Below are 14066 nucleotides of genomic sequence, written 5' to 3'. Positions count from 1 at the left end.
TTCCCGCCGCATGACACCCTGGACGGGTGAGAAGTCAGCAGTCCGGTTCCGCCCTCCCCGGCCCCTCCCGCAACCCCGTCGGCGGCCACGTCCCGGTGGCCGGCGGTCTCAGCTCCGTCGGCCTCGCCTACGCCCGCGATCTGAAGGCCGAGACGGTCCAGGTCTTCGTCGCCAACCCGCGGGGCTGGGCGACCCCGCCCGGCAATCCGCACCAGGACGAGGAGTTCCGGGCGCTCTGCGCCGCCGAGTCGATACCGGCGTACGTCCACGCCCCGTATCTGATCAACTTCGGCTCGCACACCGAGGCGACCGTCGAGCGGTCCGTGGAGTCGCTGCGGCACTCGCTGCGGCGCGGCCGGGAGATCGGGGCGCTCGGCGTGGTGGTGCACACGGGCAGCGCGACCGGCGGCCGGGACCGCTCGGTGGCCCTGAAGCAGGTCCGCGAGCATCTGCTGCCGCTGCTGGACGAGCTGACCCACGACGACGACCCGTTCCTGCTGCTGGAGTCCACCGCCGGGCAGGGCTCCTCGCTGTGCTCGCGTACCTGGGACTTCGGGCCGTACTTCGAGGCCCTGGACGCCCATCCGAAGCTGGGCGTCTGCCTGGACACCTGCCACATCTACGCGGCCGGCCACGATCTCACCGGCCCGTCCGGGATGCACCAGACGCTGGACCTGCTGGTGGACACGGTCGGCGCGGGCCGGCTGAAGCTGATCCACGCCAACGACTCCAAGGACGTCGTCGGCGCCCACAAGGACCGGCACGAGAACATCGGCGCGGGGCACATCGGCGAGGACCCGTTCCGCGCGCTGATGACGCACCCGGCCACCGCGGGCGTCCCGCTGATCATCGAGACCCCGGGCGGCAAGGAGGGTCATGCCGCGGACGTGGAGCGGCTGAAGAAACTGCGCGACGGCTGACCGATTCCCGGAATACCCCCAGGGGGTATGTGGTTCTGATGGAGCGAGAGACGGACATCGCGCGTCAGGGGGCGTCATGCAACAGGAAGCAAACCACCACCACGAGGGAATGACCGGGGGCGGCGGCTGGGAGACCGCCGTCCGGGCCACCCTGCACTGCCTCACCGGGTGCGCCATCGGCGAGGTGCTCGGCATGGTGATCGGCACCGCGCTCGGCTGGAGCGCCGTGCCGACCCTGATCCTCGCGATCGCGCTCGCCTTCTTCTTCGGCTACGCGCTCACCCTGCGCGGCGTCCTCAAGGCGGGCCTCGGCCTGCGGGCCGCCGTGAAGGTGGCACTGGCCGCGGACACCCTGTCCATCGCGGTGATGGAGCTGGTCGACAACGGCGTGATCGTGCTGTGGCCGGGCGCCATGGACGCCGGGCTCGGCGACCCGCTGTTCTGGTGGGTGCTGGCGATCGCGCTGGCCGTGGCCTTCGTCGCCACGACCCCGGTCAACAAGTGGATGATCGGGCGCGGGCGGGGCCACGCGGTGGTGCACCAGTACCACTGAGGCCGGTGCGGGCCGGGAGTCAGAGCTCGGGGCCGTCCCCGGGCTCTTCCTGGTAGGAGTAGCGCTGCTCGCGCCACGGGTCGCCGATGTTGTGGTAGCCGCGCTCCTCCCAGAAGCCCCGGCGGTCGGCGGTCATGTACTCCACGCCACGGACCCACTTGGGTCCTTTCCAGGCGTACAGATGGGGGACGACCAGGCGCAGCGGGAAGCCGTGCTCGGCGGTCAGCAGCTCGCCGTCGCGGTGGGTGGCGAAGATCGCGCGTTCATGGGCGAAGTCGTCCAGCCGCAGGTTGGAGCTGAAGCCGTACTCCGCCCAGACCATGACATGGGTGACGGTGGACGCGGGCGGCGCGATGTCGAGGATCGTGCGGGCCGGGATGCCGCCCCACTCGGCGCCGAGCATGCTGAACTTCGTGACGCAGTGCAGATCGGCGACGACGCTGGTGTACGGCAGGGCCGTGAACTCCTCGTGGGTCCAGCTGTGCTTCTCGCCGTCGGCGGTGGCGCCGAAGACCCGGAAGTCCCAGCGCTCGGGGCGGAACTTGGGCACCGGACCGTAGTGCGTGACCGGCCAGCCGCGCTGGATGCGCTGCCCCGGCGGGAGCTCGGAATGTGCTGCTGCCCCACCTTCGCGCTCCACCGGCTGACCCATGCCTCCATCCTGACAGACCCGGGACGGTGCACCTGACCACACCCCTCACCGCACCACCCAAAACCGACTAAGCATGCACTTACTTACTAAGTCAAGACTTACTGGACGATCTTCGCGCCCGGTGGAATCATGCGGCGCATCCTGCCAGTCCCCCGCGTGGAAGGAGCCCGTAGCGATGCAGGGCGACCCCGAGGTCCTCGAATTCCTCAACGAGCAGCTCACCGGTGAGCTCACCGCGATCAACCAGTACTGGCTGCACTACCGCATCCAGGACAACAAGGGCTGGACGAAGCTCGCGAAGTACACGCGGGAAGAGTCCATCGACGAGATGAAGCACGCGGACAAGCTCACCGAGCGCATCCTCATGCTCGACGGCCTGCCCAACTACCAGCGGCTCTTCCACGTCCGGGTGGGCCAGACGGTCACGGAGATGTTCCAGGCCGACCGGCAGGTGGAGGTGGAGGCGATCGACCGCCTCAAGCGCGGTATCGAGGTGATGCGCACCAAGGGCGACATCACGTCCGCGAACATCTTCGAGGAGATCCTGGCGGACGAGGAGCACCACATCGACTACCTGGACACCCAGCTGGAGCTCATCGAGAAGCTCGGCGAGGCGCTCTACATCGCCCAGCAGATCGAGCAGCCCAGCTAGATCCGAGGGACTGGGCGGACTAGGCGGCGTCCTCGAGGTCGGAGACGACCGGACGGCCCTGGTCGGCGAGCTCACGGCGGGGGCAGGCGCCCCGGCCCAGCAGTGCCTGGATACGGCGCACGCACGATCCGCAGTCGGTGCCGGCCTTGCAGGCCGAGGCGACCTGGCGGGGGGTGCAGGCGCCGTCCTCCGCATGCTTCTTGACCTGCTGCTCGGTGATGCCGAAGCAACTGCAGACGTACACGCGGTTCACCTCCCGACGGGGTCGATGCGCCATCCCCTGTTCGGTGAGGCAAACCTAACCTTACCCGTCATGGCAGGAGCACAAAAGTGGGGTGGGGCATGGATCCGGTGTGATCCTTGCCCCACCCCCCATGATCGGGAAGATCACTGGTCGCGGTACATCTCCGCGACGAGGAACGCCAGGTCCAGCGACTGGCTGCGGTTCAGCCGGGGGTCGCAGGCCGTCTCGTAGCGCTGGTGCAGATCGTCGACGAAGATCTCGTCGCCGCCGCCCACGCACTCGGTGACGTCGTCGCCGGTGAGCTCCACATGGATGCCGCCGGGGTGGGTGCCCAGCGACTTGTGGACCTCGAAGAAGCCCTTGACCTCGTCCAGCACGTCGTCGAAGCGGCGGGTCTTGTGCCCGGAGGCCGCCTCGAAGGTGTTGCCGTGCATCGGGTCGGTCACCCAGGCCACGGTGGCACCGGAGGCGGTGACCTTCTCGACCAGCTCGGGGAGCTTGTCCCGGATCTTGTCGGCGCCCATGCGGACGATGAAGGTCAGCCGGCCCGGCTCGCGCTCCGGGTCGAGGCGGTCGATGTACTGCAGCGCCTCCTCGGCCGTCGTCGTCGGGCCGAGCTTGATGCCGATGGGGTTGCGGATCCGCGAGGCGAACTCGATGTGCGCGCCGTCCAGCTGCCGGGTGCGCTCACCGATCCACACCATGTGCCCGGAGACGTCGTACAGGTGCCCGGTGCGGGAGTCGACCCTGGTCAGCGCGGACTCGTAGTCGAGCAGCAGCGCCTCGTGCGAGGCGTAGAACTCGACGGTCTTGAACTCCTCCGGGTCGGCCCCGCAGGCGTGCATGAAGTTCAGCGCCTGGTCGATCTCGCGGGCCAGCTGCTCGTAGCGCTGGCCGGACGGGGACGACTTGACGAAGTCCTGGTTCCAGGCGTGCACCTGGCGCAGGTCGGCGTAGCCGCCGGTGGTGAAGGCGCGCACCAGGTTGAGCGTGGAGGCGGACGCGTTGTACATCCGCTTCAGGCGCTCGGGGTCCGGGACGCGGGCGGCCTCGGTGAAGTCGAAGCCGTTGACGGAGTCGCCGCGGTAGGTCGGCAGGGTGACGCCGTCGCGGGTCTCGGTCGGCTTGGAGCGCGGCTTGGAGTACTGGCCGGCGATGCGGCCGACCTTCACGACCGGCACCGAGGCGGCGTACGTGAGCACGGCGCCCATCTGGAGGAGGGTCTTGAGCTTGTTGCGGATGTGATCGGCGGACACGGCGTCGAACGCCTCGGCGCAGTCGCCGCCCTGGAGGAGGAACGCCTCTCCCTTGGCGACGGCCGCCAGACGGGCGCGCAGCTGGTCGCACTCGCCCGCGAAGACGAGCGGCGGATACGACTCGAGGTCCGCGATCACTGCGCGCAGAGCCTCGGGGTCGGGGTACTCGGGCTGCTGCGCCGCGGGCAGGTTTCGCCAGGTGTTGCCAGCGCTCGGGCTGGTCTTAGCGTTCACGGTCACGACCTCAACATTACGGGGTCGTGTCGGGCGTCCCGCCCCATGCCCAGCAATTGAGACACGGGGTACACCAGTCGGACATGCGGTAGGGTGCGTGGCATGTTCGCGCACTCGATCCAGAACTGGTGGTGGACCGCTCATCCGGCGGCCCGCTGACTGCGCGTATCCAAGACTTCGCGAAGGCCGCCCGAGGGGCGGCCTTCGGTGTTTTCCGGGGTCCGTTCCTCCCAGTGAGAGGGAACCGGACCCATGCACCTGCTCGACCTGCTCGACGATCCCCGCCCGTTCGCCCTGCTGCGCCGTCGCGCGCCGGGCCACGACGAGAACACCGTGGAGGTCCTGCTCGGCCCCGTCGGCACCCGGGAGCGGCTCGCCGACCTCCCCGACGAGGGCCTCGCCCTCGTGCCGTTCCGGCAGATCAGGGAGCGCGGCTTCGACGTCCGCGACGACGGCACCCCGCTGACGGTGCTGACGCCCGAGGAGTCGTACACCGTGCCGCTGGACGACGCCCTGGCGCAGCTCCCGGCGCACGAGGTCCGGGTCGAGGGCGGCGGCTTCGACGTCGGCGACGAGGAGTACGCGCGGATCGTCGGGCGGGTGCTGGACGAGGAGATCGGGCGCGGCGAGGGCGCCAACTTCGTGATCCGGCGGACGTACGAGGGCCGGATCGACGGGTTCTCCCGGTCCGACGCGCTCGCGCTGTTCCGGCGGCTGCTGGAGGGCGAGCGGGGCGCGTACTGGACGTTCGTCGTGCACACCGGGGAGCGGACGCTGGTCGGGGCCAGCCCGGAGGTGCATGTGCGGATGTCGGGCGGCACGGTCGTGATGAACCCGATCAGCGGGACCTACCGCTACCCCGCCGAGGGCCCGACGCCGGAGCATCTGCTCGGCTTCCTCGCCGACGGCAAGGAGATCGAGGAGCTGTCGATGGTGGTCGACGAGGAACTGAAGATGATGTGCACCGTCGGCGACATGGGCGGGGTCGTGATCGGGCCCCGGCTGAAGGAGATGGCCCACCTCGCGCACACCGAGTACGAGCTGCGCGGGAAGTCCTCGCTGGACGCCCGGGAGGTGCTGCGGGAGACGATGTTCGCGGCGACCGTGACCGGCTCGCCGGTGCAGAACGCGTGCCGGGTCATCGAGCGGCACGAGTCCGGCGGGCGCGGCTACTACGCGGGCGCGCTGGCCCTGCTCGGCCGGGACTCCGGCGGGGCGCAGACCCTGGACTCCCCCATCCTGATCCGCACCGCCGACATCGACGCCGGCGGGCGGCTGCGGGTGCCGGTCGGCGCCACGCTGGTGCGCGGCTCGGACCCGGCGGGCGAGGTGGCCGAGACCCACGCCAAGGCGGCCGGGGTGCTGGCCGCCCTGGGCGTACGGCCGTCGCGGCCCGCCGCGGAGCACGCGCGCGTGCGGCTCGCCGACGACCCGCGCGTACGGGCCGCGCTGGACGGGCGCCGGGCCTCGCTCGCGCCGTTCTGGCTGCGGATGCAGGAGCGGGGCGACGAACTGACCGGTGACGCCCTGGTCGTGGACGGCGAGGACACGTTCACCGCGATGCTCGCGCATGTGCTGCGCGCGGCCGGCCTCGGGGTGAGCGTCCGCCGCTACGACGAGCCCGGGCTGCGGGAGGCGGTGCTCGCCCACGAGGGCCCGGTGGTGCTCGGCCCCGGCCCCGGCGACCCCTCCGACCTGGCCGACCCGAAGATGCGGCTGCTGCGGGACCTGACCGCCGAGGTGGTCCGGCACCATCGGCACGGTGTGCTCGGGGTCTGCCTCGGCCATGAGCTGATCGCCACCGAGCTGGGCCTGGACATCGTGCGCAAGGACGTGCCGTACCAGGGCGCGCAGACCACGATCGACCTGTTCGGACGGCCGGAGACGGTCGGCTTCTACAACAGCTTCGTGGCCCGCTGCGACGACGAGGCGCTCCAGGAGCTCGCCGCGCACGGCGTCGAGGTCAGCCGGGCGGACAACGGCGAGGTGCACGCGCTGCGCGGTCCTGGCTTCGCCGGGGTGCAGTTCCACCCCGAGTCGGTGCTGACGCTGAACGGCGCCGCCGTCGTCCGGGACCTGGTGGCTCAGCTGCGGGGCACGAGCACGTTCTCCGAGCGGCGGCCGGCCGTGTAGTCGAGGACGTTGCGCACGGTGGTGTCGACGATCTGGCCGACGGCGTCCCGGGTGTAGTACGCCTGGTGCGAGGTGACCAGGACGTTGGGGAAGGTGACCAGGCGGGCCAGGGTGTCGTCCTCGATGGCCTGGAGGGACTTGTCGAGGAAGAACAGGCCGGCCTCGGCCTCGTAGACGTCGAGGCCGACGCCGGTGAAGCGGCCCTCGCGCAGCTCGGCGACGAGGGCCGCGGTGTCGATGAGCCCGCCCCGGCTGGAGTTCACGAGGATCGCGTCGTCCTTCATCGTCTTCAGGGCGGCCGCGTCGATCAGCCTGCTGGTCTCGGGCATCAGCGGGACGTGCAGGCTGATCAGGTCGGACTCGGCGAGGAGCCGCTCCTTGGGGACGTACTTCATGCCGAGCTGCATACAGGCGGGGTTCTCGGCGACGTCCCAGCCGAGCAGCTTCATGCCGAACCCGTGGGCGATGCGGGCGAAGGCCTCGCCGATCTTCCCGGTGCCGAGGACGCCCGCGGTCCGGCCGTGCAGATCGCGGCCCATCAGCCCGTCGAGGCGGAAGTCGAAGTCACGCGTGCGCGTGGAGGCGCGCACGATCCGGCGGTTCACCGCCATGGCGAGGGTCCACGCGAACTCGGCCACCGAGTAGGGCGAGTAGTACGAGACCCGGGCGACGGTCAGGCCGAGGTCCGCGGCGACGTCGAGGTCGATGTTGTTGAAGCCGGTGGAGCGCTGGGCGACCATCCGGGTGCCGCCGGCCGCGAGGGCCCGCAGCACGGAGGCGCCCAGGTCGCAGTTGACGCTGGTGCAGACGATCTCGTGGCCGGCCGCGATGGGGGCGGTGTCGTCGTTGAGGAAGACGTCCAGGCTGCGGACCTCGTGGTGGTCCCTGAAGGCCTGCTCGATCAGGGGTTTCTCGTCGGCCTGCACGCCGAAGGCCACGATCTCCAAGGCTGCTCCCGGCTCCGTAGGGGCTGTGGGCCGCAATATACGGCCCACAACCCGTCACCGCCGGGCGGCCGGACCTGGCGTCGGTCAGCGGTCGGCGGTCAGCCGTCAGCCGAAGAAGACGCCGACCTCGTCGTAGAGCTTCGGGTCGACCGTCTTCAGCTTCGCCGTCGCCTCGGCGATCGGGACGCGCACGATGTCCGTGCCGCGCAGGGCGACCATCGTGCCGAAGTCGCCGTCGCGGACCGCCTCGATGGCGTGCAGCCCGAAGCGGGTGGCGAGCCAGCGGTCGAAGGCGCTCGGGGTGCCGCCGCGCTGGATGTGCCCGAGGACGGTGGTGCGGGCCTCCTTGCCGGTGCGCTTCTCGATCTCCTTGGCCAGCCACTCGCCGACGCCGGAGAGCCGGACGTGCCCGAAGGAGTCGAGCGACTCGTCCTTGAGCACCATGTCGCCGTCCTGGGGCATGGCGCCCTCGGCGACCACCACGATCGGGGCGTACGAGGCCTTGAAGCGCGAGGTGATCCAGGCGCAGACCTTGTCGACGTCGAAGCGCTGCTCGGGGATGAGGATGACGTTGGCGCCGCCGGCCAGCCCGGAGTGCAGGGCGATCCAGCCGGCGTGACGGCCCATCACCTCGCAGACCAGGACGCGCATATGCGACTCGGCGGTGGTGTGCAGCCGGTCGATGGCCTCCGTCGCGATGCCGACGGCGGTGTCGAAGCCGAAGGTGTAGTCGGTGGCGGACAGATCGTTGTCGATGGTCTTCGGCACGCCCACGCAGGGCACGCCGTACTCGTCGGACAGCCGGGCGGCGACGCCGAGGGTGTCCTCGCCGCCGATCGCGATGAGCGCCTCGACCTCCTGCTTGGCGAGGTTGTCCTTGATGCGCCGGATGCCGTCCTGTTCCTTCAGCGGGTTGGTGCGCGAGGAGCCGAGGATCGTGCCGCCGCGGGGCAGGATGCCGCGCACGGCGGGGATGTCGAGACGGATGGCGTCGTTCTCGAGCGGACCCCGCCAGCCGTCCCGGAAGCCGACGAAGTCGTAGCCGTACTCCTGGACGCCCTTGCGGACGACGGCCCGGATGACGGCGTTGAGACCGGGGCAGTCGCCGCCTCCGGTCAGTACTCCGACCCGCATGGAAATGTCCCTTCGCCGCGGTTGCCTGGTGAGGCCACGCTAATGGTGAGCCAGGTCACACAGCGATGGGTCGGACCGGCAATTCCGGTGAACGGCCGGGGATTTGGCTTGACGGCTCGTCAATCCGGCGACGCCCGGTTCACTCGTCGTCGAGGCCCCGCTCTATCGCGTACCGCACGAGTTCCACCCGGTTGTGCAGCTGGAGCTTGCCGAGGGTGTTCTGGACGTGGTTCTGCACCGTGCGGTGGGAAATCACCAGGCGCTCGGCGATCTGCTTGTAGCTCAGGCCCTTCGCGACCAGCCGCAGTACCTCCGTCTCCCGCTCGGTGAGCTGCGGGGCGCCGGGCCGGCCGGCCTCCTGCGCGGGCGGCGCCGGCTCCGAGGCCAGCCTGCGGTACTCGCCGAGGACCAGTCCGGCCAGGCCCGGCGTGAACACCGGGTCGCCGACGGCGGTACGGCGCACCGCGTCCAGCAGCTCCTCGGTCGACGCCGACTTCAGCAGATAGCCGGTCGCGCCGGACTTCACGGCCTCCAGCACGTCGGCGTGCTCGCCGCTCGCGGACAGCACCAGGACACGCAGCGCGGGGTTGTGCCCGACGAGCTCCTTGCAGACCTGGACGCCGGGCTTCAAGGGCAGGTTGAGGTCGAGCACCAGGACGTCGGGGGCGGCGGCCTTGGCGCGGCGCACCGCCTGCTCGCCGTCGCCCGCGGTGGCGACGACCTCGAAGCCGGACGCCCCGAGGTCGCGGGCGACCGCGTCGCGCCACATCGGGTGGTCGTCGACCACCATCACCCTGATCGGCTCCCGCCGCGCGGCCGTACCGTCCGTCATCGCTGTCCCGCCTTCCCCCGTGAGGCACTGCCGGCCTTCGGTACCTTCAGTTCCACCTCGGTGCCCTGCCCCGGGACCGAGATCACCTCGGCGGTGCCGCCGAGGTCGCGCAGCCGTCCCCGGATCGACAGGGCGACGCCGAGCCGGCCCTCCCCCTCGGCCTCGGCGAGCCGGCCCTCGGGGATGCCGGGGCCGTCGTCCCGGACGGTGACGACCACCTCGCCGGGCTCGTCCTCGACGAGGATCCACGCGCGGGCACCCTCACCGGCGTGCGTGCGCACGTTGTCCAGGGCGGCCGCGACGGCCGCCGTCAGCTCCCGCGCGGCGTCCGGGGCCAGCCGCACGGGCGCCCCGGGCTCCGCGAGGCTGACCCGCGCGCCGGCGTACGGGGCGAGCAGCGCCCGCAGATCCACCGGCCCGCCGTCGCCGTCGTCGTCCGGGACCTCCACGGCCCGTACGAGAGCGCCGTCGGCGGCATCCTCCGACACCCGGGACACCGGGACCAGGCCGCCGGAGACCAGGGTGCGCAGCGCCACCTCTTGCTCACCGGCCATGCGGCCCAGCTCGGCCGCCTCGCCGCCGATGACCGCGCCGCGCCGCTGCACCATGGCCAGCACCTGCAGCACGCTGTCGTGGATGTCCCGGGCCAGCCGCTCCCGCTCGCGGGTGGCCGCCTCGATCTCCAGGGCGCGGGCGAGGGTGCGCTCGGAGGCGCGGGCGACCTCGACGACGTAGCCGATGGCGATGGAGGCGATCCAGACGAGCAGCACCATGTGGATGGTGTCGCGGGTGGGCACCCCGGAGCGCTCGGCCAGGTTGGCGACGGCGACCAGGGTGGAGGCGAACGCCGCCCAGCGCCAGCCGCCCTTGATGGCGAAGGCCAGCACGGCGCCCGCCGTCCAGATCGACGGCAGGGTGGGCGCCCCGGCGTCGATGCGCTCCGGCGACTCCGCGACCCGGGTGAGCAGGATGCCGACGACGGCGACGGACAGGTCCACGGCGAGGAAGGGCCGGGTGCAGCTCGCGGCGTTGGCGACCCTCGGCAGGGTGGCCAACGTCCAGACGACCAGGACGGCGAAGTAGCCGAGGGCCACCCAGGGCCGGGCCACCTGGTCGTGCGCGCTGACGAACAGGCCGATCGCGTAGACCATGGTCAGTACGCGGTACCCGGCGAGCGCACGCCACAGCGGCTGCTCCACCGACATCCTCATGACCCGCTCGCGCCTGGCCACGCCCCCACCCCCTGTGTGCCGGACGGGCCCGGCCCCGGACGCCCTACTGGGCCCCGGGACGCTCCTCGTCCGGCTTCCTCGTCCTCTTCGCCTGTTCCTTCTCGGCCTTGGCGGCCTCCGCGATCTGCCGCTTGGCGGCGGTCGCGTACATGTCGACGTACTCCTGGCCGGAGAGCTTCATGATCTCGTACATGACCTCGTCGGTCAGCGCCCGCAGCACGAAACGGTCGTGCTCCATGCCCTGGTAGCGGCTGAAGTCCATGGGCTTGCCGATCCGGATGCCCGGCCGCATCAGCTTGGGCATGACCTGCCCGGGCGGCTGGATCTTCTCGGTGTCGATCATGGCGACGGGGATGACCGGCGCCCCGGTGGCGAGCGCCACGCGCGCGAGGCCGCCCGGCTTGCCCCGGTAGAGCCGTCCGTCGGGCGAGCGGGTGCCCTCCGGGTAGATCCCGAACAGCTCACCCCGCTCCAGCACCTCTATGCCGCTCCTGATGGCCGCCTCGCCCGCGCCGCGCGCGCCGGAGCGGTCCACCGGCAGCTGGCCGACGCCCTTGAAGAACGCCGCCGTCAGCCGGCCCTTGACCCCGGGGGTCGTGAAGTACTCGGCCTTCGCGATGAAGGTCACCTTGCGGTCCAGGACCGCGGGCAGGAAGAACGAGTCGGAGAACGACAGGTGGTTGCTGGCCAGGATCGCGGCACCCTCGGCGGGTACGTTCTCCAGGCCCTCCACCCAGGGCCGGAAGGCGACCTTCAACGGTCCCCCGATGGCCACCTTCATCGCGCCGTACAACAACCCTGTGCCTCCTGTGTGTGTGGAGGAGACCTTAACCCGGAGCGCGACGGACCGACCCGACGGCCCTGGTCGGTGTCAGTGCGGTCGCGTACGGTGAACCTCACCGGGTCGTACCGACAAGCGGCTGCCGCGTGAGCCGATGTCGCCGTACACGTCCATGCCGTCCCTCTCACGAACGGGAGACCGTAAGGTGCCGGTCCTTCCTGGAGCCGAGCCGTACCACCACCAGGGCACAGAGGTCGGGGTCCTCCTGTGCCACGGATTCACCGGCTCCCCGCAGTCGCTGCGCCCCTGGGCGGAGCGGCTCGCCGAGCGCGGGTTCACCGTCTCGGTGCCGCTGCTGCCGGGGCACGGCACACGCTGGGAGGACCTGCGGCTCACCGGCTGGCAGGACTGGTACGCCGAAGTGGACCGCGAGCTGCGCGCGCTGCGCGACCGCTGCTCCCAGGTGTTCACCGCAGGGCTGTCGATGGGCGGCGCCCTGGCGCTGCGGCTGGCCGCCAAGCACGGAGCGGACGTGTCCGGCGTGGTGGCCGTCAACCCGGCGAACCGGTTGCACGGCCTGTTCGCGCACAGCCTGCCCGTCACCCGGCACCTGGTGCGCACGGTGCCCGGGATCGCCGGCGACATCGCGAAGGAGGGCGCCGTCGAGATCGGCTACGACCGGGTGCCGCTGCACGCGGCGCACTCCCTGCGGACCTTCCTGCGCCTGGTCGACGGTGAGCTGCCGCAGGTCACCCAGCCCCTGCTGCTTTTTCGCAGCCGGGAGGACCGCGTGGTGCCCGCGGCGGACTCGGCCAGAATTCTGAGCCGGGTGTCGTCGACGGACGTGACGGAGATCGTGCTGGAACAGAGCCGTCATGTCGCGACGTTGGACCAGGACGCGGACCGGATCATCGAGGAGAGCCTCGCATTCATCGGCCGGCTCGCAACCGGTGCCGGCAAGGAAGGGACGACCGCACGTGGCTGAGCACGACTCCGGCTCCGACCGCGACAGACGCGAGGAGGGTGAGCCCGAAGAGCAGCAGGTGCCGTTCGACGAGGACGCCGCCTGGGCCGCGATCGTCGCCGGGTACGGCGAGGAGCCGACGGATCCGCCCGGGGCCAAGCCGTTCAAGTCGGTGGAGGACCTGGCGCTGCTCGAATCGGGCACCAACGACCCGGTGGGCGGTGCCGCGGACGCCGAGCCGAAGGCCGAACGGGCCGAGCCCGGCGACACCGCCGTGAAGGACGACGGCGGCGAGGACGCGCCGGTGCGCCCGCTGGGCGGCTCCGTCCAGTTCGCGCCCGGTGTCGGTCCCCGCGACTACAGCGTGCCCGAGCCGTCGGAGGAGGACTTCGACGCCGACGACGAGGGCCACTTCGTCCCGCCGGAGCCGCCACCACTGCCCGAGGCGGACGCCACCGCGAAGTTCGCCTGGCTCGGGGTGCTCGGCGGGCCGGTGCTGCTGCTCCTCGCCGTACTGCTCGGCTGGGACATGACCTGGTGGCTGACCACGCTCTGCGTCGGCGGTTTCCTCGGCGGCTTCGCCACGCTCGTGATGCGGATGAAGACCGACGACGAGGGCGACGACGACCCCGGCCGGGGCGCGGTCGTCTGACGCGGACAGCCCGTCGCCGGGGTCAGCTCTGGCCGGCGGCGGGCACCCTGAGGGCGCCGAGCACCGGCAGATGGTCGGTGGCCGCCCGCAGATCCTCCTGGGTCACCCCGGGCTGCTCCAGCGGGACACCGCAGCCCAGCACCTGAATGCCCTCGGTGGCGAAGATCGCGTCGATGCGCTGATGCGGGTCGAGCGGGGTCGAGGTGTGCTCGCCGCCCCAGGGAGCGGTGGCCCAGCAGTCCTGGAGGCTGCCGGCGAGCAGGCGGAAGGTGCGTCCGGTGGGCCGGTCGTTCAGGTCGCCCCCGGCGACGGCGTGCTCCACGCCCAGCGCGGACAGCCGGTCCAGCAGCATGCGGCCCTGCTCCAGCCGCTCGTCCGTGTGCAGGGAGAGATGGCAGCTGAGGACGCCGAGGCGGGCGCCGCCGAAGCGGACCACGGCGGTGGCGAAACCGCGCCGGTGATGCCCGGGGACCAGGGGGAGCAGCACGTCCTCGGTGCGCTCCACGGTGGCCCGCAGACCGCACAGGATCGCCGGACCCGCCGCGGGCGCACCGCCGGTGAGGATGACGAGATCGGCGGCGCGGGCCAGCCGGGCGAGCTTCTTGCGCCAGCGGAAGAACCGCGGTGCCTCCTGGACGAGGACCAGGTCGGGTGCGCAGGCGCGGATCACCCGGGCGAGGGCAGCGGTGTCGTCGCGCAGCGAGCGGACGTTGTAGCTCAGGACGCGGAGGGTGGCTGAACCGTCGGGGTCGGTGCGGGACTCGGGGAGCAGCGCCATGCCGATCAATGTAACGCCCAGCACTCGGGGCGCGGAGTCATGCGTCGGCCGGTCGGCGTGGCCGGCCGCGCAGGTCCCCGCGCCCCGGAGCGGTGGCGCGTG

16 protein-coding genes are annotated in these 14066 nt (G+C 71.4%); 7 read left to right on the top strand and 9 right to left on the bottom strand.

Going from position 1 to position 14066, the window contains the following annotated elements:
* Positions 1-26 precede the first annotated feature (26 nt).
* Both KBY32_RS25290 and KBY32_RS25285 read left to right on the top strand, forming a co-directional pair.
* Positions 27-920, top strand: a complete 894-nt coding sequence (locus KBY32_RS25290; RefSeq protein ID WP_210981759.1) for a deoxyribonuclease IV — start codon at positions 27-29, stop codon at positions 918-920.
* A gap of 76 nt (positions 921-996) precedes the next feature.
* Positions 997-1473, top strand: coding sequence for a DUF4396 domain-containing protein (locus KBY32_RS25285; protein ID WP_210981758.1), 477 nt, complete (start codon positions 997-999; stop codon positions 1471-1473).
* Positions 1474-1492: 19 nt separating this feature from the next.
* Here the strand turns inward: KBY32_RS25285 and KBY32_RS25280 are convergent, their stop codons facing one another.
* On the bottom strand, positions 1493-2125 hold the full coding sequence (locus tag KBY32_RS25280) for a sulfite oxidase-like oxidoreductase (protein WP_055624547.1): 633 nt from the start codon (positions 2123-2125) through the stop codon (positions 1493-1495).
* Positions 2126-2300: 175 nt separating this feature from the next.
* Here KBY32_RS25280 and bfr point away from each other — a divergent pair, with 175 nt between their 5' ends.
* A complete protein-coding gene (gene bfr / locus KBY32_RS25275; RefSeq protein WP_055624546.1) occupies positions 2301-2777 on the top strand; it encodes a bacterioferritin in 477 nt (158 codons plus the stop codon).
* A gap of 19 nt (positions 2778-2796) precedes the next feature.
* On the opposite strand, the gene KBY32_RS25270 is transcribed toward bfr, so the two are convergent.
* Positions 2797-3021: a bacterioferritin-associated ferredoxin gene (locus tag KBY32_RS25270; protein ID WP_055624545.1), complete on the bottom strand. Its 225-nt coding sequence runs from the start codon at positions 3019-3021 to the stop codon at positions 2797-2799.
* 143 nt (positions 3022-3164) lie between these two features.
* On the bottom strand, positions 3165-4517 hold the full coding sequence (locus KBY32_RS25265; RefSeq protein WP_055624544.1) for a class II 3-deoxy-7-phosphoheptulonate synthase: 1353 nt from the start codon (positions 4515-4517) through the stop codon (positions 3165-3167).
* A gap of 96 nt (positions 4518-4613) precedes the next feature.
* Here KBY32_RS25265 and KBY32_RS36000 point away from each other — a divergent pair, with 96 nt between their 5' ends.
* The gene (locus KBY32_RS36000) at positions 4614-4670 is read left to right on the top strand and encodes a trp operon leader peptide (protein ID WP_079033853.1); all 57 of its coding nucleotides are present in this window, start codon (positions 4614-4616) and stop codon (positions 4668-4670) included.
* Positions 4671-4763: 93 nt separating this feature from the next.
* Positions 4764-6644, top strand: a complete 1881-nt coding sequence (locus KBY32_RS25255; RefSeq protein WP_115509213.1) for an anthranilate synthase family protein — start codon at positions 4764-4766, stop codon at positions 6642-6644.
* Here KBY32_RS25255 and KBY32_RS25250 read toward each other — a convergent pair.
* The 5 genes from KBY32_RS25250 to KBY32_RS25230 all read right to left on the bottom strand — a co-directional run bounded on the left by KBY32_RS25250 (position 6596) and on the right by KBY32_RS25230 (position 11585).
* A complete protein-coding gene (locus tag KBY32_RS25250; RefSeq protein WP_055624542.1) occupies positions 6596-7591 on the bottom strand; it encodes a 2-hydroxyacid dehydrogenase in 996 nt (331 codons plus the stop codon). The two genes, KBY32_RS25255 and KBY32_RS25250, sit on opposite strands and share 49 nt — an antisense overlap.
* 105 nt (positions 7592-7696) lie before the next feature.
* Entirely contained in the window at positions 7697-8725 is a 1029-nt protein-coding gene (locus KBY32_RS25245; protein WP_115509214.1) for a 6-phosphofructokinase, read from the bottom strand.
* Positions 8726-8864: 139 nt separating this feature from the next.
* A complete protein-coding gene (locus KBY32_RS25240) occupies positions 8865-9557 on the bottom strand; it encodes a response regulator transcription factor (protein ID WP_210981757.1) in 693 nt (230 codons plus the stop codon).
* Complete coding sequence (gene macS, locus KBY32_RS25235; protein WP_079033848.1) at positions 9554-10789, bottom strand: MacS family sensor histidine kinase; 1236 nt, start codon at positions 10787-10789, stop codon at positions 9554-9556. The genes KBY32_RS25240 and macS overlap by 4 nt, the downstream gene beginning before the upstream one ends.
* A gap of 43 nt (positions 10790-10832) precedes the next feature.
* Positions 10833-11585, bottom strand: coding sequence for a 1-acyl-sn-glycerol-3-phosphate acyltransferase (locus KBY32_RS25230; protein WP_181890525.1), 753 nt, complete (start codon positions 11583-11585; stop codon positions 10833-10835).
* 190 nt (positions 11586-11775) lie between these two features.
* Here KBY32_RS25230 and KBY32_RS25225 point away from each other — a divergent pair, with 190 nt between their 5' ends.
* Together KBY32_RS25225 and KBY32_RS25220 are read left to right on the top strand one after the other, a co-directional pair.
* Positions 11776-12555: a carboxylesterase gene (locus KBY32_RS25225; RefSeq protein ID WP_210981756.1), complete on the top strand. Its 780-nt coding sequence runs from the start codon at positions 11776-11778 to the stop codon at positions 12553-12555.
* Positions 12548-13186, top strand: a complete 639-nt coding sequence (locus tag KBY32_RS25220; protein WP_210981755.1) for a hypothetical protein — start codon at positions 12548-12550, stop codon at positions 13184-13186. The genes KBY32_RS25225 and KBY32_RS25220 overlap by 8 nt, the downstream gene beginning before the upstream one ends.
* 22 nt (positions 13187-13208) lie before the next feature.
* On the opposite strand, the gene KBY32_RS25215 is transcribed toward KBY32_RS25220, so the two are convergent.
* Complete coding sequence (locus tag KBY32_RS25215) at positions 13209-13964, bottom strand: endonuclease/exonuclease/phosphatase family protein (protein WP_210981754.1); 756 nt, start codon at positions 13962-13964, stop codon at positions 13209-13211.
* Positions 13965-14066 lie beyond the last annotated feature (102 nt).

It is taken from the genome of Streptomyces sp. RK62, assembly GCF_018070255.1.
Classification (GTDB): domain Bacteria; phylum Actinomycetota; class Actinomycetes; order Streptomycetales; family Streptomycetaceae; genus Streptomyces; species Streptomyces nigra.
This window is presented reverse-complemented; position numbering and strand designations above follow the sequence as displayed.